The organism is Microbispora sp. H10670 (assembly GCF_014161385.1).
GTDB lineage: Bacteria > Actinomycetota > Actinomycetes > Streptosporangiales > Streptosporangiaceae > Microbispora > Microbispora triticiradicis.
In genome coordinates this window covers 45179-68005 of record NZ_JABBWW010000017.1, presented here as the reverse complement: position 1 = coordinate 68005, position 22827 = coordinate 45179, and the positions used below count along the sequence as shown (strand labels likewise).

Genomic DNA, 22827 nt, shown 5'->3' with positions numbered 1-22827 from the left:
CTCGGCAACTTCGCGCCCCGCCTCAGCGGCTCCCGCTCAGGCCCTCCTCTCCAACCCACCACCGCTTCAGAGGACACACATGCGACTCTTCTCCCTTCGATCGGGGACGGCGCTGGCCGCCGTCGTCTGTGCCGGGGCCACCGCCCTCACCCTCGCGCCGGCCGCCCAGGCGGCGGCCGGCTGCAAGGTCACCTACACGATCAGCAGCGAGTGGCCGGGTGGTTTCGGCGCGAGCGTCAGCGTCGACAACATCGGTGACCCGATCAGCGGCTGGAAGCTGACCTGGTCGTTCGGCGCCGGACAGACCATCTCCCAGCTGTGGAACGGCAGCTACACCCAGTCGGGCGCGCAGGTGACCGTCACCGACGCCGGTTACAACGCCTCCATCCCCACCGGCGGCTCGGCCGGCTTCGGCTTCAACGCGTCCTGGAACGGCTCCAACCCCGTCCCCGCGAACTTCGCCCTCAACGGCACCCCCTGCACCGGCGCCGTGAGCAGCCCGTCGGCGAGCCCCACCCAGTCGCCCGACACGAGTCCGAGCGCGTCCCCGTCGCAGAGCCCGTCGCAGAGCCCCTCACCGAGCCCGTCACCGAGCCCCTCACCGAGCCCGTCACCGAGCCCCTCACCGAGCCCGTCACCCAGTCCGTCACCGAGCCCCTCCGGTAGCACGCCCCCGTCGAACCCCGTGGGGAAGGTGCTCACCGTGGCCGTCGGCTCCCCGTTCCGGCCGGTGACCCATGTCGCGACCGGCGGTCTGTACGGACTGGCGGAGAACGGCAAGCCGGCGGACTCGACCCTGTTGCCGCTGAAGGTCAACTCGCTGACGCAGCCGGCCCCGGGTGTGGGCCAGCGGCCCAACGGTCAGCCGCCCGGCGGAGACTCGCTGCTGGTGGCGCCGCAGGCCACCCGGGTCGGCGCGGGGGAGTACATCCGGATGCCGGACATCTACCCCAACTTCCCGTACAAGTGGGTGAGCTGGAACGACTGGCTGGCCAAGGTGGACACGATGGTCCGCGCGCGTATGAACGCGACCTCGGTGACCAACATCCTGGGCTGGGAGCTGTGGAACGAGCCGGACTGGACGTGGAACACCTCCGCCGCCGGGGCCTTCAACGACGGCTGGTCCCGCACCTACCGGGCGGTGCGGGCGCTGGACACCGCGACGCCGATCGTGGGGCCGAGCATCTCCTACTACAACCGCTCGTGGTTGTCGTCCTTCCTCAGCAGCGCCAAGGCGGCCGGCACGCTGCCGGACATCATCTGCTGGCATGAGCTGGGCAGCCCCAACAACATCGCCGCCAACATCGCCGACTACCGCGCGCTGGAGTCGTCGCTGGGCATCAGCCCCCGGCGGATCTCGATCAACGAGTACGCCGCGACGAGCGAGGTGGACGTCCCCGGCCGGATCGCCAGCTACGTGGCCAAGTTCGAGCGGGCCGGGGTCGAGTCGGCGCACCGGGCGTTCTGGTACGAGTACGGCACCATGAACGGGCTGGTGACCAACAACACCCAGCCCACCGGGACCTGGTGGCTCTACAAGTGGTACGGGGACATGGCCGGCCGGATGGTCACCACCACCCCGCCGAACCAGACCGGGCTGGACGGCTTCGCCTCCTACGACGGCACCCGCAAGATCGTGAACGTGGTCCTGGGCAACGAGGCCGGCACCAACACGGTCCGGTTGACCGGCATCGGCGCGCTCGGCCCCTCCGTCCAGGTGACGGTGGAGTCCACGCACACGCAGAGCCGCTTCACCGCGGCCCCGGCGGCCACCTCCGTCTCCAGCGCCGTCTATCGGGTGACCGGCGACCAGCTGCTGGTGATCGTGCCGAACATGGCCGCCTCCGACGGGTACCACGTGGTCGTCCAGCCGGCCGGCGGGGTGCCGTCGTACCAGCAGCGGTACGAGGCGGAGGACGCCTCGGTCTTCCGCGCGCAGCGGCTGACCGCCTCCAGCGCGTCCGAGGGCGGCTACGTGGGCCGCATCGACAACGCCACGAGCACGCACACCACCGACAGCTACGTCGACTTCGTGGTGAACGTGCCGGCCGCCCGCACCTACACGATGACCATCGGCTACGCCAACGGCGGCGGCGCCACCGCCACCCAGGGCCTGGCCGTGAACGGCGGATCGTGGGGCGCCGTCAGCTACCCGGCCACCTCCGGCTGGGGCCAGTTCGGCGCGACCACCGGCACCACGGTCGCCCTCAAGGCCGGATACAACGTGATCCGCCTGGCCAAGGGCTCTCCCGGGTTCTCCGGTGGCACCGGCAACGCCGAACTGGACTACATCCAGCTCACCTGAACCACACCGGCACACCTGACCGCCCGCGCCGGCAGTACGCCGGCGCGGGCCGTCGCCGCCGTCAGGGAACCGGCGGGCCACGAAACGAGGAAGGGGAAAACCGGAGAAGCGGAAAGCAGGGAAAACAATTTCCGGCAAGCTGCCGATGTCCTTCTGGTGGTCATCGACACCGTGTTTCCGGCGCGTTATCCGCACTCCATCGCGCTATACAGTGAATCGCGGCAACGTCCAGCGGAAACTGGAGGAAACGTGGGGAGACCGGAGCGTCACGCCACCATCGCCGACGTCGCGGCACTGGCCGGGGTGTCGGTGGGCACGGCCTCCAAAGCGCTCAACGGGCGCGGATCGCTGCGCGAGGAGACCCGGACGCGGGTGCGCGAGGCCGCCCGGCAGCTCAGCTTCCAGGCCAACGCCGGCGCGCGGAGCCTGCACTCGGGCCGCACCTACACGGTTGGCATGATCACCACGGACACCATCGGCCGGTTCAGCATCCCGGTCCTCATGGGAGCCGAGGACGCGCTCGGCGCCGGCGAAATGTCGATCTTCCTCTGCGACGGCCGGGACGACCCCATCCGTGAGCAGTACTACGTCAAGACCCTCCTGAGCCGCCGGGTCGACGGGATCATCGTGACCGGCCGCCGCACCGAGGCGCGCATGTCCATCGGCCGGGACCTGCCCGTCCCCGTGGTGTACGCCTTCATCAGCTCCTCCGACCCCCAGGACTGTTCGGTGGTTCCCGACGAGGAGAGCGGGGCGCGCAAGGCGGTCGAGCACCTGCTGGCGGTCGGGCGCACCCGGATCGCCCACGTCACCGGTCCGGAGCACCACAACTCCGCGCGGGTGCGCGCGGCGGCCGCGCTCGACCGGCTGGCGGGCGAAGGGCTCGACCTGGTCGCGCCGCCGCTGTTCGGCGGCTGGAGCGAGGCGTGGGGCCGGCAGGCCGTCGGCATCCTGCTGGCGGGCCGGACGGAGTTCGACGCGGTCTTCTGCGGCAGCGACCAGATCGCCCGCGGCGTGAGCGACGCGCTGCGGGCCGCCGGGCGGCGGGTCCCGCAGGACGTCGCCCTCGTCGGCTTCGACAACTGGGACGTGATGACCGAGGGCGCTCAGCCACCGCTGACCAGCGTCGACATGGACCTCGAAGGGCTCGGCCGGGCGGCGGCCGAGAGGCTGCTGGCCGCCATCAACGGCACCGCCTCTCCCGGCCGGCACCCGCACCCCTGCCGGCTCGTGGTGCGCGGGTCGACCATCGTTCCGCCCGCGTGACCGGGACAGGCCCCGGCGGCGCGGTCAGTGCGATGTCGTGGGCGCCGCGTAGAGGGTGCGGGCGACGCCCACGCGGTTGGAGACGCCGAGTTTGGCGAAGATCCGCGACAGGTGCATCTCCACGGTCTTCTGGGTCACGTAGAGCCGGTCGGCGATCTCCCGGTTCTTCAGCCCCTCGCTGACCAGCCGGGCGATCTGCCGTTCGCGTGCGGTGAGGGAGGCGGCGCTCGGCCGGTCGGCGACGGGCGGGCCGGATGCACCCGGCGGTTCGGCGGCGGCTGATTCGATCACCGGCACGGTCGGGTCCGCGGTCGTGCCGGCGGTGACGCCGACGGTGATGCCGGTCGTGACGCCGACGGTGATGCCGGTGGTGATGCCGGTGGTGATGCCGGCGGCCGGGTCGGCGGAGAGCGTCTGCCGCGCGGCCGCGCCGGAGGGCACGGCCTGCTCCGGGACTCCGGGGGACGCCTTCGCGGCCGCCGCGACCTCGGGGTCGCCCGCGGCCTGCCTGGCCTCCGCGACCATCTCGGCGGCGAGTGCCCCGGGCCAGCCCTGGTCCACGGGCGTGCCGTACGCGGCCAGGTGGCCTCGCAGGGCGTCGAGGTCGCCCGTGCGGGCCGCGACGAGACAGCGCGCCGCCAGCACGGAGGAGTGAAGCGCGGCGCTGCCGGACAGCCAGGCCGCCCGCCCGGCCTCGTCGGCGCTCTCCTCCGCCGCCGCGAGCCGGTCGGCGGCGCACAGCGCCGCGACGCGTGCCACCAGCGCGTGGCATACGACCGCGTGCCTGCCGGCCGACCTGCCGGCGGCCACGGCACGATCGAGATGCCGCACCGCCTCGTGCGGGCGTTCGAGGACGAGCGCGGCCCAGCCGATCCAGAGCGGCGCGTCCGGGAGGGCCGCGAGCTCCTCGTCGGGGAGGACGTCGAGGCCCGCGGCGGCCCGCGAGTAATCGGCGGATGCTTCCGCGTCCGGCGAGCCGGAGAGGACCGCCGAAACGGCGAGCATCCCGCGTGCCGCGCAGCCGAGAAGGCGCAGGCCGAGCCGATCGGCGATGTGGACGGCCTGCGCGGCGTCGGCGCACGCCGCGCCGGGGGACCCGCTCGACACTTCGAGCCGGGCCCGTTCGAACGACAGCACCGCGCGATCGGCCTCGGCCGGGGCGTGCGCCAGTTCGGCACGCAGCAAGGCGCGCGCCTCGCCGGACCGGCCCAGGTCGTGCAGCAGGCGGGCCTGGCCGGCGGCCACCGCGGCGCGCCGGCCGCCCGTGCCCGGCGGGATCAGCCGCAGGGCCTCGGCCAGGGCGTCGCAGCCCTGCCGCAACTGGCCGGCCGCCTCACAGGCTCTGCCGAGTGCCAGCAGCAGGCCGGTGCGGACGTCGGTGTGCTCGTCATCGCCGTCCGGTCCGGTCCCGTCGTACGGCAGCAGTTCGAGCGCCGCCCGCCGCCACTGAGCCGCCTGCCGCGGACGCGCGGTCTCGACCTCGTCGGCGGCCGCGGCGAGCAGCGCGACCGCGGCGCGGTCGCCCGGCGTGGCGACCCGCGTGAGATGCGGCGCCGTCCCGACGGCGGACGCCCGGCCGCCGGACGGCGACTGTGCGGCCCGCGCGTGGGCGCCGAGCCGCCAGCCGGGGCTCACGTTGTGGTAGACCGCACGGCGGACCAGGGGGTGCCGGAACCCGAACCGCCCGGTCCCCGCCACGAGGCGGATGAGGTCGTGGGAGGCGATCTCGTCGATCGCCGAATAGGCGTCCTGCTCGCCGACCTCGGCGACCGCCGCCACCGAAGGCACGGTGAGCGGGTCGCCGAGCACCGCGCACGCGGCGACGACCAGCCTCCCCACGGCCGAGAGGCGGGCGACCTCGGCGGCCATCGCCGAGGCGAACCACGGCGGAACGGGGGCGATGTCGGCCTCGTCGATTCCGGGCGGGCCCTGCTCCAGCACGTCGGCCAGAGCCCGGAGGTAGCCGGGGTTGCCCTCGCTCGCGCGGTACAGCTCCCCGCGCGCGTGCGCGGGCGTGTCCTCACCCATCAGGGCCCCGGCATGGCTTTCGGCCAGAGTCTCCAGGTGGAGCCGGGTGACCTCCCGTGCCGTGTCGACGGTGGCGCGCAGCCGCGGGGACACCTGCCGGTGCCGATGCGCGAAGGCGAGGAGGACGGGGGCGCGGGGCGGTGTGCACATCAGCCGGCACACCACGTCGACGGTGCCCGCGTCGGCGTGTTGCAGATCGTCCAGGACGAGGACGACCGGCAGGGACGAGGCGAGGTCCTCCAGCAGCACGCGGACGGCGTGCGCCGCGCGGTAGGGCGCTGCGATGTCCGGCGGCGACGGCGCGGAGGCGTCCGCCGCCAGCGAGGGGAAGACGGCCGCCAGCACGTCCCGCTGCGCCGCCGGCAGCCGGTCGAGCCGTTCGCCGCCGGTGACGGGGAGCCGTCCGTCCAGCGCGTCGACGATCGCCCCGAACGGCAGGTCGCCGTCCACCGGCTGCGGCCGGCCGTTGAACGCGTCGATGCCCGCGACTCCTGCGACACGCGTCACCTCGGCGAGTAACGCGGTCTTGCCCGTTCCGGGGTCTCCGCTGATTTCGAGGAAAGCCGGGCGGCCCTGCGACAAGCCCTGGACCGCGGCCTCGATCTCGCGGCGTTGCGACTCCCGTCCGATAAGCGGGCTGACCGGCCGGTGCGGATCCGTGGCCGCGGCGACCGGTGTGCCGTCAAAGGCCGGATACCGCCGCGGCGGCACACTCATGTCCTTCACCCCATGGCCTCGCACTTTTGTCGGACCCTGATCGGAATGCGCGTCGATCGATATTCGGGCATGGCTGCGGAACAATCGGCGGTAATGTGAATGAGAATCGTGGGAGCGCTCCCACGATTTTCGCAAGCTCGTCGTTCTCTGTCAGCGTCTCCCGGCTGGCAGCACGTGTCCTGGCAGGATGTTGTCAGGTTCCGTCCATCCCGGACAGGGCGCCGAAACCATCGGTGCTTTCTGCGTCGGGAGCCACGGACCAGGGTGTCGATCGAGGCGGCCAATGGCACGCCGGGCCGGGTGGACGCGGCGGGAATCCCCGTGATGCCGAATTACGGGCGGAAGAAATGCGGGCCGGCTCGCCGTCACCATTTTCCGAAAATGGCGCCGCTTCACACGTTTGCGCACTCTGTGTGAGCGTGCGACGACTTCCTGTCGGAGACCGGTCGCCGGGACGGGTTGGCGGACCGGCTTTAATATGACGATGCCTGGCAGGCCGCCGGGGAGCGCCGGGCCGCATATCTGCCAAGTGACGCGGTTCGGCGATATGCGGTGTACGAGGTAGGTGGCATGTGAATTCGCAGACTTGCCGCAACAGTGTGCTGCAGGGTTTCGGTTTGGATATGGCCAGCGAGTCGGTTTATTTGACGATTCTGGCGGATCCCGACAGCACGGTCGCCGATCTGATGCTTCGGCTGGGTCTGGCGGAGGACGAGGTCCGGGTCGCGCTGGACCGTCTGCGCCGGCTCTCGCTGCTCCGGCCGTCCCGGGAGGACCCGGGCGTATTGTGCCCGGTGAGCCCGGGAATCGCCCTGGAAGCCCTCGTCAAGCACCAGGAGGCCGAGCTGGTCCGCCGGCAGAACCAGATCGCGGAGAGCAGGGCGGCGATCGCCGTGCTGGAGGCCGAGTACGCGATCACGCGTCACGCCTCCGGCGACGTCCTGGAACGCCTCGCGGACATCGACGCGATCCGGGAGCGGCTGGTGCAACTGGCCCGCGATGCCCGCTACGAGTTCCTGTCCCTGATGCCGGTGGGCACGCGGTCCGCCGAGAGCACGGCGGCGAGCCGGGCGCTGGACGAGCAGATGCTGGAGCGCGGGGTGGCCGTACGCGCCCTCTTCCTCGACACCATCGACCGCGACCCGGTCACGTCGGGCCATGCCCGCCGGCTCACGTGGCTGGGCGGCCGGGTGCGCACCCTTCCGGTGCTGCCGATCCGGATGATCGTCGTGGACCGCGAGGTGGCGATGGTCCCGGTGGACCCCGAGCACGTCGCGCTGGGCGCGGTGCTGGTCCGCGGCGAGGGCATGGTCATGGCGATGCGCACGCTGTTCGACCTGATGTGGGAACGCGGCCGGGACTTCGGCGAGTCCCGCACCCGCGACGGCGACGGTCTCACCGACCAGGAGCGTGAGCTGCTGAGGTTCCTGTGCGAGGGGCACACCGACGAGGCGGTGGCCCGCAAACTCGGGATCTCCACCAGGACCTGCCGCCGGATCACCGCGGACCTGATGAACCGGCTGGGCGCCCGCAGCCGGTTCCAGGCCGGGGCACGGGCGGCGGAACGCGGCTGGTTCCGCTATCCCGAGCCCGCGCCCGGACCCGGCATGTGGGCGGACGCGCCGACCCTGTGACGTCGGACGACCTCGGGACGCCGTACGAGCCTGTGACGCCGTACGACCTTGTGACGCCGTACGACCTTGTGACGTCGGACGGCCTCGGGACGTCAGACGGTCTCGTGACATCGGGCGTCCTGGCGGCATCAGGCGTCCGCCGGTTCGCGGTCTCCGGCCAGCCGGTCCCGCAGGTGGTCGACGAGTGCCGCGGGTGTCGGGTGGTCGAACGCGATGCTGGCGGGCAGGGCCAGCCCGCTGGTGGCCGCGAGGCGGTTGCGCAACTCCACGATCATGAGCGAGTCCAGGCCGAGCTCGAACAGGGTGGCGTTCGGCTCGATCCAGTCCGCGGCGTGACCGCTGACCTCGGCGACCTGCCCGACGACCAGGTCGAGCAGCAGCGCGTCCCGTTCGTCCGGTGAGAGGCCCGACGGCGGCAGCGCGCCCATGACGTCCGGCCCGGCCTCGGGCTCCGGCGCTGCCACGGTTCCGGTACGCGTCGCCGCGAGGTCCAGGTCGGCCGGCACGATCAGTGGCTCCGCCACGGCGAGTGCGTCGTCGAACAGCCCCAGTCCGTCCTGGACGGACAGCGGCGTGATTCCGGCGCGGCGCATCCGTTCGAGGTCGGCGGGACCGAGGCGGCCGCCCATGCCGTCGGACTCCCACAGCCCCCAGGCCAGCGACATCGCGGGGAGCCCGAGCGAGTGGCGGTGGCGGGCGAGGGCGTCGAGGAACGCGTTGGCCGCCGCGTAGTTCGCCTGGCCCGCGGTGCCGAGCACGCCCGCCACCGAGGAGAACAACACGAAGGCGTCCAGGTCGAGCCCGCGGGTGAGTTCGTGGAGGTGCCAGGCGCCGTCGGCCTTCGGCCGCATGACGTCCTCGACCTGCCGCGCGGACATGGCGGTGAGCACCGCGTCGTCGAGCACGCCCGCCGCGTGGACGACCGCGGTGAGCGGATGGTCCGCCGCGACCGCGGCGAGCAGCGCCTCCACGGCGCCGCGGTCGGCGACGTCGCAGGCGACGGCCCTGACCTCGGCCCCGAGGCCGGCCAGGTCGGCGACGAGCCGGTGGGCGCCGGCCGCCGCGTCGCCCCGGCGGCTCGCCAGGATCAGATGGCGTACGCCGTGCTCGGTGACGAGGTGCCGGGCGAGCAGTGCCCCGAGGCCGCCGGTTCCGCCGGTGACGAGCACCGTGCCCTGGGGGTCGATGCGCCGGCCGTTCCGGCCCGTGATCAGGGGGACCTGCACCGGCTCCGGCCGATGGAGCATGCCGTCTCGAATGACGATCTGCGGCGCGCCGGTGGCCACCGCCGCCGCGACCGCGTCGCGGGAAGCGGGCGTCCCGTCGACGTCGACGAGCGTGAAGCGGCCCGGGTTCTCCGCCTGAGCCGACCGGATCAGGCCCCAGGACGCCGCGTTGGCGAGGTCCTCGACCGGGTCGGTGGGGAGGGCGGCCACCGCGTGCCGTGTGAGGAAGACCAGCCGTACGCCGGCGGGGGCGTCGTCGGAGAGCCACCGCTGCGCGAGTTCCAGCGTGCGGCGGGTCGCACGGCGGGCCGCCGCGGGCGTGAGCTCGTCCGGCGGCAGCGGCACGACCACCGCGGCGGGCGGCTCCCCGTCCGCCGCGACGGCCGCCCACGCGGCGGAGAGATCACCCGGGTGCGCCGTGACAATGGGCCGCGTTCTCTCGTACGGCGTCTCGTGGGGCGGCTCGACGACGGGCCAGGCGACGCGGTACAACGCCCCGCGGCGGCCGGCCGAACGCCCGAGCTGCTCCGGCGCGACGGGCAGCAGATGCAGCGACTCGACGACGACCGCCGGGCGGCCGGTCTCGTCCCACCCGGTGATCGACACCGCCCCCGGACCGGCCGGTGAGATCCGCACCAGGAGCTCACGCGCGTCGTGTGCGGAGAGGGCGACCCCGTTCCAGATGAACGGGATGCGGGGCCGCGCGGTGCCGTCTCCGGCGTCGGCGACCAGGTCGACGAGCCGCTCCGGCGCGCCGTCCAGGCCGAGCCCGTGCATCGTCGCGTCGAGCAGAGCCGGATGCGGCCCGAACAGGGCGGGATGCAGGCGCCGGTCCTCGGGCAGCCGAAGCTCGACGTAGAGATCGTCGCCGTGCCGGTGGGCGGCGCGGACGCTCTGGAACACCGGACCCCAGCCGTAATGGCCCCGGGCGTTGAACCGCCGGTAGAAGTCGCCGACCTCGATCGGGACCGCGCCGCCGGGGACGCCGCCCGCGGGCCGGTCCGTCTTCGCGGTCCCATTCTGCGAAGCCGCGACACCGCCGGGCCGGGCCGGGCCGAGCACACCGGTGGCCAGCTGCGACCAGGGACGCCCGCGAGCCTCGCCTTCGCCCCGGCACCGCAGCGAGAACTCCCGTCGCCCGGCCGGGCCGGCGGGTCCGGCCCGGAGCTGCAGTTCGACCCTGCCCTCGGGCGGGACGATCAGAGGGGCCTTGTGCGTCAGCTCGACGACCTCGGCGCACCCGGTCTGCCGGGCGGCCCACGCGGAGAGTTCCAGGAACGTCACGCCCGGCACGACGACGCGCCCGTGCACCTCGTGGTCCGCGAGCCAGGGTTGCGTACGCGCCGAGAGGCCACCGGTGAACAACATGCCGCCGTCGTCGAGTTCGATCGCCTGGTCGACCAGGGGATGGCGCTCCGCCGCCCGCGAGACGGCGGAGGCGTGGCTCCGGCCGGACGCCGGAAGCCAGAACCGCCGTTGGTCGAAGGCGTACGTCGGAAGGTCGACGGGCGTGCCCCGCCCGGCGGGGAGGACGTTCCGCCACACGACGTCCTGGCCCTGGCAGTGCGCCTCGGTCAGCGCGGCGATGAGGCCCTGCGCCGCGCCCTGCCCCGGCCGCACGACCGCGATAGGCGCGCCCGGGCGGAGCGTCGTGCCTGCCTGGTGCGGTGCGTCTGGGCGCTGCGGTGTGCCGGTCCCGTGATGCGGCGAGGCCGGCTGGTGTGTCGCGGCCGGGTCGTCCTCGGCGGGCGTGGGCATGGTGGTCGGGGTGGGCATCGTGGTCGGGGCGGGCATGGCGGGACCGAGCACCAGGACACGGCCCGCCCCGCCGGCGGTGAGCAGCCGGGCGCCGTCCCACGTTCCGGTGGTGTCCCGGCGGGTCCAGTGCCCGGGGTCGGCCAGATCGTGGGCTGTCAGGAACCGTCCGGTCGAGCCGTGGACGATCGGGATGGCGGGCTCGACGAACCGGGTGCGCCCGACGACCGTGCGGACCTCGCACAGCGCCGCGTTCTCGTCGCCCCCGTCCGCCAACTGGCCCGCCAACTGGCCCGCGAACCGGCCCAGGGCGACGGCCAGGGCCGCGGCGTCGGTGAGGGAGAGAGCGCCGGCGACGTAGGCGGCGGCCGGCTCGCCGCTCCCGGCGCCGAGAACGTACTCGGGCGTGACCCCGAAGTATTCGAGCAGCCGGGTGAGCGCCACGTCGGCCGCGAACCGGGCCGCGGACGCGTGGGCGGAGGAGTCGTCCCCGAGGGTGCCGGGGGTGGTGCGGAGCATGTCGCGCAGGGGAGTGTCCAGATGGGCGTCCAGTGCGCCGCGGACGGCGTCGAACTCCGCGGCGAACACCGGGAACGCCTCGTACAGCCCGGGTACGGAACCGATCCGCCCGTCACCGATCTGCCCGTTTGCTGCCTGTCCCGTGCTGACCGGCCCGGTGCTGACGAGCCCGGTGCCCTCGGGGTAGAGGAACGCCGTCCGTGCCGCCTTCGCGACGCCCTGGACCACACTGGTCACGGTGCCGAGAGGACCTTCGCCACGGGCGAGCCGGTCCAGCGCCTCGGCCAGCTCGGCGTGGGTCCGGCCGGTGACGGCGGCCCGGTGCTCGAACGGGTGCCGGGTCGTGACGAGCGCGTGAGCGACGTCGTCGAGGGGGAGCTCCGGGTGACGCGTGGCGAAGTCGCGGAGCCGGGCCGCCTGCGCCCGCAACGCCGTCTCCGTGCGCGCGGAGATCAGCCAGGGCGCCTGCGTCGACGTCTCCGTCCGCGTTCCGGGCACGTGGGCCGAGGGCTCTCCGTGCACGGGTTCCGGCTTCTCCTGTGGTGCGGGCTGCTCGATGACGACGTGGGCGTTGGTGCCGCTGATGCCGAACGACGAGACGCCTCCGCGGCGCGGCCGGCCCGTGCCGGGCCAGGCGGTCGGTTCGGTCACCAGGCGCACCGCGCCCGAGGACCAGTCGACGTGCGGGGTCGGCCGGTCGACGTGCGGCGTCCTCGGCAGCACGCCGTGCCGCATCGCCATGACCAGTTTGATGATCCCGGCCATTCCGGCCGCCGCCTGGGTGTGCCCGATGTTGGCCTTGACCGAACCGAGCAGCAGCGGCGGCCGCGCCTCCCGGTCCCGGCCGTACGCGGCGAGCAGCGCCCTGGCCTCGATGGGGTCGCCGAGCGCGGTGCCGGTGCCGTGCGCCTCCACGACGTCCACCTCGGCCGGGCCGAGCCCCGCGGCGGCGAGCGCCTGTGCGATGACCTGTTCCTGCGCCGGGCCGTTGGGCGCGGTCAGCCCGTTGCTCGCGCCGTCCTGGTTGACGGCGCTGCCCCGGAGGAGGCCGAGGACCCGGTGGCCGTTGCGGGTCGCGTCGGAGAGCCGTTCGAGCAGGAGCATCGCGGCGCCCTCGCTCCACGCCGTGCCGTCGGCGGCGGCGGCGAACGGCTTGCACCGGCCGTCGGGAGCCAGCCCGCGCTGCCTGCTGAACTCGGTGAACACGGTCGGGGTGGCCATCACCGTGGCGGCGCCGACCAGCGCCATGCCGCACTCCCCGGAGCGGAGCGCCTGCCCGGCGAGGTGGACGGCGACCAGCGACGACGAGCAGGCGGTGTCCACCGTCAGGGCCGGTCCCCGCAGGCCGAGGCCGTACGCGATGCGGCCGGAGTTCACGCTCGGCGCGGTGCCGGTCAGCAGGTGCCCGGCGACGTCCTCGGGGACGTGCGTGCCGTCGCCGCCGTACTGGTGCGACGACGCGCCGACGAAGACACCGGTGTCGCTCTCCCGCAGGGTGGCGGGGTCGATCCCGGCGCGTTCCATGACCTCCCACGCGAGCGTGAGCAACAGCCGCTGCTGCGGGTCCATCGCGACGGCCTCGCGGGGGCTGATGTCGAAGAAGGCGGGGTCGAACTCCCCGGCGTCGTCGAGGAAGCCGCCGAGGTTCGTGTACGACGTGCCGGGTCGTTCGCCGTCGGGGTCGTACAGCCGGTCCAGGTCCCAGCCCCGGTCGGTGGGGAACTCCGACACCGCGCCGGCGCCGGACATCAGCAGGTCCCACAGGTCCTCGGGGGAGCGCACGCCACCCGGATAGCGGCAGGCCATCGCGACGATGGCGATGGGATCCGCGTCCGGGTCCACCGGCGCGGGCGCGGCGGCGGCCGGGGCCGCGACGCGATCGGGCGTGCCGGTGAGCTGCTCGTACAGGTGGTCGGTGACCGCGTCCGGCGTCGGGTGGTCGTACGCCAGCGTGGCGGGAAGCGCCAGACCCGTGGCGGCGGTGAGGCGTTCCGGCAGTTCGACGGTCATCAGGGAGTCGAAACCGAGGTCGCGGAAGGGTCTGCGCGCGTCGACCGCCTCGGCCGACTCGCCGACGATCGCCGCCGTGTGGCTCAGCACCACGTCCAGCACCCGCGGGCGCCGCCTGGCGGTGGGCAGGGCGGCGAGTTCCCGCCGCAGCCCCTGGCCGGACAGTCCGGACGCGGGTGCGTCCTCCGGCGCGCGGAGCACCTCCCGCGCCGCCGGCAGGTCGTCGAGCAGCGGACGGGGACGCGCCGCGGCGAACGGGGGCACGAACCGCTCCCACGCGATGTCGGCGATGGTCACGCAGGTCTCGTCGTCGTCCAGCGCGTACTGCAGCGCGGCCATCGCCTGCTCGGGCGGCAGCGCCTCGACGCCGTGCCGCTGCAGGTGGCGGGCGAACACGGCGTCCGCGCCCATCCCCGGCCCGGCCCACAGACCCCAGGCGAGCGAGGTCGCGGTGCGGCCGCGGGCGCGGCGCCGCTCGGCCAGGGCGTCGAGGAAGGCGTTGGCCGCCGCGTACGCGGCCTGGCCGGTGGTGGCCCACAGGCCGACGCCCGCGATCGAGGAGAACAGCACGAACGCGTCCAGCGCGGTCTCGCCGAACAGCTCGTCCAGGTTGGCGGCGCCGGCCGCCTTCGAGCACGCCTCCGCGAGATCGCTCGCGGTGAGGTCCTCGATGGGCACGCGCCGCCCGACCCCCGCCGTGTGGAACACCGACCGGATGGGGCCGTGCTCCGCGGTCACGGTGCCGACCAGCTCCGCCAGCGCCTCGCGGTCGGCCACGTCGCAGGAGGCGACGGTGACGGCGGCGCCGAGCGAGGTGAGCTCCGCTTCGAGGGCCTCGGCGCCCGGTGCGGCCCTGCCCCGGCGGCTGGCGAGCACCAGGTGCTCGGCTCCGCGCGCGGCCAGCCATCGGGCGACGTGGGCGCCCAGGCCGCCGGTGCCACCGGTGACCAGGACGGTTCCGCGCGGGCGCCAGGGTTCGCCGGCGGACGGCGGCCGCGACGCGCTCACCAGCCGGCGTCCGAACAGCCCGGCGGCGCGGATCGCGATCTCCTCCTCGTGTCCGGGCCCGTTCAGGGCCGTACGAAGGAGAGGCGCGGAGCGGGTGTCGGCCGGGAGGTCGACCAGGCCGCCCCACGAGCGCGGGCGCTCCAGGGCGACGGAACGGCCGATCGCCCAGATCTGCTCCTGCGCGGGGCTTTCGACCGGGTCCGTGGAGCCGGTGCCGACCGCCCCGCGGGTCAGCAACCACAGCGGCGCGTCGAGCGCGGCGTCGCCGAGGGCCTGCACGAGCGTCAGCGTCGCCGAAAGGCCACGCGAGATCTCGGCATGACGCGGGTCCGGGCGTTCGTCGAGCGCCAGCAGCGACAGCACGCCGCCCGCACGCGCGGCTCCGTCACCTGCGGTCCCGTGACCCGTGCTGCCGTGACCCGTGCTGCCGTGACCCGTGCTGCCGTGACCCGTGCTGCCGTGACCCGTGCTTTCATGACCCAGTGCGGCGCGCAGCCGCGACGCGAGCACGTCCCGGCCGGCGTCGCCGCTCACCTCGGTGATCGTCCGGACGTCGGCGCCGCCGTCGGCGAGGGCGTCCGCGCACGCGGTCACCCATTCGTGGTCCGCGTACCCGGCCGGGACCACCAGGAGCCAGACGCCGCGCGGGGCGGGAGCCGCCGTCACGGGGATCGGCCGCCAGGCGACGCGGTACCGCCGTCCGTCGGCGGCCGCTCGTTCGCTGTGCCGCTGGTGCCAGTCCGACAGGATCGGGACGACGGCGCCCAGCGACGACCGCTCGTCCGTGCCGGTGACTCCGAGCGCGTCGGCGACCGCGCCGGTGTCCCCGGTGCGTACGGCGGCCCAGAAGCGGGTCTCGGCGGGGACGGCCGTGGACGGCCGCGATTCGGACGCGTCCGGACCGGGGGTGGCGGTCAGCCAGTAGCGCCGATGCTGGAAGGGGTACGTGGGCAGGTCGGCGCAGGCGGCCGGCCATCCGGCGCGACCCGGGTGCGGGGGCACGCCCGCGCCGCGGGCCCGGGCCCAGGCGACGGCCCGGTCGGCGGTCTCGGCCTCCGGGCGTCCGCGCTGCAGGACCGGCATGAACTCCGGCGCCGGGCCGGACTTGGGCGACAGGGCCGCGAGGGTGGTCCGCGCGAGCGGCGCGAGCACGGCGTCGGGGCTCAGCTCCAGGTAGGAGGTGACGCCCTGTTCGGCCAGCCGGTGGACGCCGTCGAGGAAACGCACCCCCTCGCGCGCGTGCCGCACCCAGTACGCGGGCGAGCACAGCTCCTCCGGGGTGGCGATCCGGCCGGTGAGGTTGGACACGACGGGGATGGCGGGCGGCCGGAAGGTCAGGGCGGCGGCGACGTCGAGGAGGTCGCCGAGCATGCCGTCCATGTGCGGCGAGTGGAAGGCGTGGCTGACGTTCAGCCGCCGGGTCGCCCAGCCCAGCTCCTCGCAGCGCCGCGCGACGTCGAGCACGGCGTCGGTGTCGCCGGAGACGACGACGGCGGCCGGGCCGTTGACGGCCGCCACGCCGACGACCTCCTCGTGCCCGGCGAGCAGCGGGCGCACGGCGTCTTCGGCGGCGCGGATCGACACCATCGCGCCGCCCTGCGGCAACTCCTGCATCAGCCGTCCGCGGGCGGTGACGAGCGCCGCGGCGTCGGCCGCCGACAGCACGCCCGCGACGTGCGCGGCGGTGAGCTCGCCGATCGAGTGGCCGATGAGGTAGTCCGGCGTGATGCCATGCTCCCGGGCCAGGGCGTACAACGCGGTCTCCAGGGCGAACAACGCCGGCTGGGTGTAGCGGGTCTGGCCGAGCAGTTCCGCCTCGGCCGACCCGGCGGGCGCCCACATGACGTCGCGCAGCGGCCGGTCCCCGTGTGCGGCCAGATGTGCGTCGAGGTGCGCGCAGACCTCGTCGAGCGCGGCCGCGAAGACCTCGGACGCCTCGTACAGCTCACGGCCCATGCCGGGCCGTTGGCTGCCCTGCCCCGCGAACAGGAAGGCGGTCTTGCCGGCGCCTCCGGCGGCGCGCAGCACGCCGGGAGCGGGCTCGCCCGCGGCGACCGCGCCGAGGCCGGAGAGCAGCGCCGCCCGGCTCGCCGCCGTGATCACGGCGCGGTGCTCGAACAGGGTACGGCCCGTCGAGAGGGCCGCCGCGACGGTGTTCGCGTCGAGGCCGGGGCGGGCGGCGACGTGGTCCCTGAGCCGCTGCGCCTGCGCCCGGAGGGCCGGCTCGGTCTTGGCCGAGATCAGCCAGGTCGCGGGCGTCCCGCCGTCCGCATGGGTGGTCGGCGGCGGCGCGGTCTCCGGGGACGTGGCGGCCGGGGCCTGCTCCAGGATGAGGTGCGCGTTGGTGCCGCTGATGCCGAAGGACGACACCGCCGCACGGCGGGGACGGCCGGCGTCCGGCCAGCCGGTCGCCTCGGTCAGGAGGCGGACGCCGCCGGAGGACCAGTCCACCCGGGGGGTCGGCCGGTCGACGTGCAGCGTCCTCGGCAGGACGCCCGCGTCCATGGCCATCACCATCTTGATGACCCCGGCGGCCCCGGCGGCGGCCTGGGAGTGACCGATGTTCGACTTCACCGAGCCGAGCAGCAGCGGCCGGTCGGCGGGCCGCTCCCGGCCGTAGGTGGCCAGCAGGGCCTCGGCCTCGATCGGGTCGCCGAGCGAGGTGCCGGTGCCGTGCGCCTCCACGGCGTCCACGTCCGCGGGCCCGAGCCCGGCGGCGGCCATGGCCGCCCGGATCACCCGCCGCTGCGCGGAGCCGCTGGGGGCGGTCAGCCCGTTGCTGGCGCCGTCCTGGTTGACCGCGCTGCCGCGGATCAGCGCCAGGACCGGGTGGCCGTTCCGCCGCGCGTCGGACAGCCGTTCGAGCACCAGCAGCGCCGCGCCCTCGCCCCAGCTCGTGCCGTCCGCCGCGGCGGCGAACGGCTTGCACAGGCCGTCGGCGGCGAGCCCGCGCTGCCGTCCGAACTCGGTGTACATGGTGGGGGAGGCCATCACGGTCACGCCGCCGGCCAGAGCCAGGCCGCACTCGCGGAGCCGCAGCGCCTGGCAGGCCATGTGCACGGCGACCAGCGACGACGAGCAGGCGGTGTCGACGGTCACGGCGGGGCCGCCGAGGCCGAGGGTGTAGGCGATCCGGCCGGAGATGACGCTGCCCGTGCCGCCCGTGAGGAGGTAGCCCTTGAGCTCGTCGGGTCCCTCGTGCCCGCGCGGGCCGTACTCCTGCGGGATGGCGCCCACGTAGACGCCCGTGTCGCCGCCCGCGAGCGTCGCGGCGGGGATTCCGGCCCGTTCCAGGGCCTCCCAGGTGACTTCGAGCATCAGCCGTTGCTGCGGGTCCATGGCCAGCGCCTCGCGCGGCGAGATGCCGAAGAAGTCGGCGTCGAAGCCCGCCGCGTCGGCCAGGAACCCGCCGACGGCGGGGACCTGCCAGCCGCGGTCGGCGGGTACGTCGGACACCGCGCAAATGTCGGACTCCACCAGCCGCCACAGGTCCTCGGGCGACCGTACGCCACCGGGATACCGGCAGGCCATCGCCACCACGGCGATCGGATCGTCGGCCGCCTCCGCGACGGCGGCGGTCGCAGCGGCAGTCGTACCGGCCGTCACGGTGGCCGCCGGGCCGCCTGCCTCGCCGACCAGGTGCTCGGCGACCGCGACCGGCGTGGGATGGTCGTAGACCAGCGTCTCCGGCAGGCGCAGCCCGGTCGCGGCGCTCAGCCGGTGGCTCAGTTCGACGCCGGTGAGGGAGTCGAAGCCGAGATCGCCGAAGGTCTGCCGCACGCCGACGGCCTCCGGGGCCGCGTGGCCGAGGAGGTCGGCGACCTGCTCGCGGACCAGGGTGACCGCTGCCGCTTGCCGTTCCGCCTCCGGCAGCTCGGACGTCACGCGCCGCCAGGCGGAGTCGTCCCGCGCTGACGTCGTGACCACGGAGTGGGCGGGGGAGGGAGCCGGCTCGGTCGCCTGCGTGGCGGTCGGAGTGACCCAGTGCGACGTGCGCTGGAAGGCGTACGTCGGCAGGTCGACCAGGGCCGCCTCGTCTCCGAGCACGGCCGGCCAGTCGACGTCGGCCCCGTGGACGTAGGCCAGCGCCGTCGACCGCAGCACGCCGTCGTGGTCGGGCCCCGCGGCGAAGGCGGCGTCTGTCGCGCCGGTCAGCACGGGATGCGTCGCGAGTTCGACGAAGACCCGGTGGCCCTCGCGGGTCAGAGTGCCGACGAGAGGACCGAGCCGGTCGGGGACGTCGGCGGGTGTGGCTCCGGCGGCGGCGCCGACGGCGGCCCGGTCGAGCCTGCCGCCCGTACGCGTCGAGTAGCAGGGGATCTCGCCGTCATCCGGCGCCGTCACGTCGAGCGTGCCCGCGTCCGGTACGCCTGCGTCCGGCACGCTCGCGTCAGGGGCTGTCGCGGCGGGCACGGCCGCGGCGGGCAACGGCGGTTCGGAGGAATCAGGCGGGCCGGCCGGGGGAGACTCCGCGCCGCCGTGGACGATCAGGCCGGCGGCCTCGGCGAGGGTCAGGAGACCGGCCGCGCAGGCGGCCGCGATCTCGCCGTCGAGATGGCCGACGACCGCGCCGGGCCGTACGCCGAAGGACCGCAGGGTCGCGGCGAACGCCACCGCGACGGCGAACGACATGGGCCGGGCGACCTCCGGCGCGTCGGCGCCGGGCGCTCCGGGCGCGCCGCGCAGGACGTCGAGCGGCGACCAGCCGGTGCACCGCTCGATCTCCGCCGCGCACGTCTCCAGGTGACGGCGGAACGTCCGTCCGGGAGGGGTGGGCAGGTCCAGCAGCCCGGTCGCCGTGGCGAGATGGCCGGAGACGTCATCGGGCGTCCCGGGGAACACGAGGACCATCGTTCCCTCGTCGTCGGCGCCGCCGCGCAGGAGGTGGCCGGCCGGGCTGCCCTGTTCGGCCGCCGCGAGACCCGTCAGGAACCCCGCGCGGTCGGCGGCCAGGACGACGGCGCGCTCCCGCAGGGAGGCCCGCGTCACGGCGAGCGAGCGCGCCACGTCCGCCGTTCCGGGCCGCGGCTCTGCCCCGGCGAACTCCCGGAGGCGTCCGGCCTGGGCCCGCAGGGCCTGCCCGGTCTTCGCGGACAGCACCCACGGCAGCAGCAGGTCACCGGTGGCAGCGGCCCGCGCCACCGGGCGCTCGGCCGGGGGTTCCGCGGGGTGCGTCACCGAGGGCTCTCCCGGGCGTGCCGCCGGGCGCGTCACCGGACGCTCCGCCGGGGGCTCGCCCAGCACGACGTGACAGTTGGTGCCGCCCACGCCGAACGAGGACACGCCCGCCACCAGGGGCCGGTCGGGCCTCGGCCACGGGGACAGCTCGGTCTGGACCCGGAGGCCCAGCCGGTCCAGCGGAATCTCCGGGTTCGGCGTGACGTGGTTCAGGCTCGGCGGGAGCTCCCGATGGGCGAGGCTGAGGGCCACCTTGAGCAGGCCCACGATTCCCGCCGCGCCCTCCAGGTGCCCGACGTTGGTCTTGACCGAGCCGACGGCGAGCCGGTCGCCGTCCGGCCGTCCCGTTCCCAGGGCCGCGCCGAGCGAGGCCGCCTCGATCGGGTCGCCGACCCGCGTGCCGGTGCCGTGCAGCTCGACGTACTGGACCTCGTCCCGGCCGACGCCCGCGCGGCGCGTCGCCAGCTCGATCACCCGCTCCTGCGCCTCACGGTTCGGGACGGTGAGCGTGCCGGTGTTCCCGTCGTTGTTGACGGCGCTGCCCAGGATCACGCAGTGGATCCGGTCCCCGTCGGCCCGGGCGCGGCGCAGCGGCTTGAGCACGACGGCCGCGGCGCCCTCGCCCCGGACGTAACCGTTGGCGCGGGCGTCGAAGGTGAAGCAGCGATCGTCGGGCGACAGCCCGCCGAACCGCTCCGCGCCGACGGTGCTCTCGGGCACGATGTTCAGGTTGACCCCGCCCACCACGGCCAGCTCCGCCTCCCCGCTCTGGAGGCTCTCGCAGGCGAGGTGTACGGCCAGCAGCGACGACGACTGGCCGCTGTCCACGGCGAAGCTCGGGCCACGCAGGCCGAGGTGGTAGGAGATCCGGTTGGCGATGACGCCGCGGTTGGAGCCGGTCAGGGTGTGCCGGGTGATCCCCTGGAGCCCGTTGCGGTGGAGCACCGTGCCGTAGTCGCCGGACATCGTGCCGACGAACACACCGACGTGGCGGTCCCTTATGGAGGTCGGCGCGATCCGGGCGTTCTCCAGCGCCTCCCAGGCGAGCTCCAGCATGAGCCGCTGCTGGGGGTCCATGACGGCGGCCTCGTTCGGTGAGATCCCGAAGAACTCCGCGTCGAACTCGTCGATCCGGTCGAGGAAGCCTCCGGGCCGGTGTCCCTGCGCGACCTCCGGCCGGCCGGGCGGCGGATCGGTGATCGCGTCCTTCCCCGCCCGCAGCAGCCGCCAGAAGCCGTCCGGGCCGGGCGCCTGCGGAAGCCGGCAGGCCAGGCCGAGTACGGCGATCGGCTCGGCGTGGCTCATCGCTGTGCCTCCCGGCCGTCGCCCTCGGCGAGCACGGGCTGGCGGCGCCAGGCGCCCGGGTCGCCGGTGTCTTCGGGAGCTCGGGCGCAGATCACGTACCGGCCGGGCGCCATCGCGGAGTACCGCCCGTTCAGCAGGCCCAGGCAGGCGCGGTGGGCCTCCCGCGGCGTACTGACCGCGCCGCCCGCGGCGACGTAGGCGGTCAGCACGGGACGGCCGTCGTCGTCCGGCACGGCGAACACCCGGGCCGGCGCCTGGACGGCCTCGTCGACCACCGCCTGCACCTCCGGCAGCTCGATCCAGCAGTTGTCCACCCGCAGCCACTCCGGGCCGCGGACGACCGGCGTCAGCCCGGTGATCTCGGTCATCCGGCGGAGATCGACGTCACCGGCGGCGGCCGCGGCGAGCAGCCGGTCGATCCCGAGCAGCAGTGCCTCGATCTCGGCCGCGGGGATCAGGTCGGCGTGGCCGGTGGTCAGGCCGAGCAGCGGCTCGCCGTCGGAGTCGATGACCCGCATCAGGAGCAGCACCCGGAAGTACGGCGGGATGTGCCAGCGGAGGGCGGTCCGCGGGAGCGCCTCCTGTGCCGCCTCCGGCGGCCCGGACGGCCGCGTCTCGCCGTCGAAGAAGATGTTGATGTTGGAGGCGCAGTCCCGCTGGAACAGCGTGCCCCGGCGGTCGCCGATCTCCTCCTGGAGGTCCTGGAGCAGCCTGACCTCGTACAGCCCGTGCATGGCGGCCCGCAGCGTCGCGCCGCCGGTCCGCCGGACCAGCTCGTCGAAGCTGGTGGTGCCGGCGTCGACGGCGAGCAGGCTGTCCTGCGCCAGGGTGCCGACGTAGTCGTGCATCTCCCTGCCGATCCGGTTGTTCGCCAGCGAGGCGAACACCAGGTCGGTGACGCCGGTGCGCCAGGAGACCACCGCGCAGAACGCGGCCGACAGGACCATGGGCAGCGTGGTCTGCGTACGCGCCGCGATGTGCGGCAGCGCGAGCCGCAGCGCGGGCGAGTCGAGCCAGCAGCCGAGCGGCTGTCCCTCGCCGCCGGAGGCCGGCACCGCGTAGTCGTGGTGCACCTCGCGTTCGTCACCGCCGGCCGGCCGCGGCATCGCGCAGAGGCTCTGCGGCATCCGTGACGTGAGCTGCCGCCAGTACCGGAGCGACGCCTCGGCGCGGCGCCGGCCGCGGGCGGAGTTCTCGACGAGCGCCTGGTCGGCGGGCTGGTGCGTGAGGGGCCCCGCGTGGCGCTCGTCCGGGTGGCGGATCAGATGGTTGAACTGCCGTACGACCACGGCCAGGCTCTCGCAGTCGACCGCGAGATGGCTGCACGCGATGAGCACCACCCTGATGGCGCCGTCGCGCATGGCGACGGCGGCGCGGAAGAGCGAGTCCGCCACGTCGTCCACGGGCGCGGCCTGCAACGCCGAGATGAGGTCGGTGACCTCCTCGGGGCCGACGGGCGAGCCGGCGGCGGCGTCGGTCTCGTACACGTCGACGGCCACCTGGCCGGAGCCCGACACCACCTGGCGCCGCCCGTCGCCGGTGACGAAGGAGGTACGCAGCGACTCGTGCCGCTCCACCAGGACCGCGAGGGTGTCGGTCACGTCGCGCAGGGTGGTGCCGTCCGGCACCGTGACGGCCCACTCCATCATGCGGTAGAGCCCCGCCCGGGTGTCGTCGCCGAGCCATTCGAGGGTGTTGATCTGCCCGAGCGTCAGCGGCGCCTCCACCGCGCGTCCCCCGGCGTATTTCACGTGAATGCGTTCGGTGAATACCAGGCCACCCATGCCGCCTCCTGAACACTCAGCGCTCGGGGGATCGAAGAATTTCACACGGAGGGTATTAACCGGGCGGCCGGCGGCCTATTGGGGAAATCTCC

6 protein-coding genes are annotated in these 22827 nt (G+C 74.5%); 3 read left to right on the top strand and 3 right to left on the bottom strand.

All coding sequences use genetic code 11. The features are described from left to right. The first annotated feature begins 79 nt into the window (after window positions 1–79). A complete protein-coding gene (locus HHX33_RS22710) occupies window positions 80–2305 on the top strand; it encodes a cellulose binding domain-containing protein (RefSeq protein ID WP_259402765.1) in 2226 nt (741 codons plus the stop codon). Between the two features lie 249 nt (window positions 2306–2554). Then, complete coding sequence (locus tag HHX33_RS22705; protein ID WP_182876388.1) at window positions 2555–3571, top strand: LacI family DNA-binding transcriptional regulator; 1017 nt, start codon at window positions 2555–2557, stop codon at window positions 3569–3571. 24 nt (window positions 3572–3595) lie between these two features. On the opposite strand, the gene HHX33_RS22700 is transcribed toward HHX33_RS22705, so the two are convergent. After that, on the bottom strand, window positions 3596–6316 hold the full coding sequence (locus HHX33_RS22700; RefSeq protein ID WP_182876387.1) for a helix-turn-helix transcriptional regulator: 2721 nt from the start codon (window positions 6314–6316) through the stop codon (window positions 3596–3598). Window positions 6317–6960: 644 nt separating this feature from the next. Between HHX33_RS22700 and HHX33_RS22695 the strand changes: the two genes are divergently transcribed. Further along, a complete protein-coding gene (locus HHX33_RS22695; protein ID WP_220502099.1) occupies window positions 6961–7950 on the top strand; it encodes a helix-turn-helix domain-containing protein in 990 nt (329 codons plus the stop codon). 128 nt (window positions 7951–8078) lie between these two features. On the opposite strand, the gene HHX33_RS37325 is transcribed toward HHX33_RS22695, so the two are convergent. Continuing rightward, window positions 8079–20951: a type I polyketide synthase gene (locus tag HHX33_RS37325; RefSeq protein ID WP_182876386.1), complete on the bottom strand. Its 12873-nt coding sequence runs from the start codon at window positions 20949–20951 to the stop codon at window positions 8079–8081. Next, a complete protein-coding gene (locus HHX33_RS22685) occupies window positions 20948–22735 on the bottom strand; it encodes a condensation domain-containing protein (protein WP_182876385.1) in 1788 nt (595 codons plus the stop codon). The genes HHX33_RS37325 and HHX33_RS22685 overlap by 4 nt, the downstream gene beginning before the upstream one ends. Between the last annotated feature and the right edge of the window lie 92 nt (window positions 22736–22827).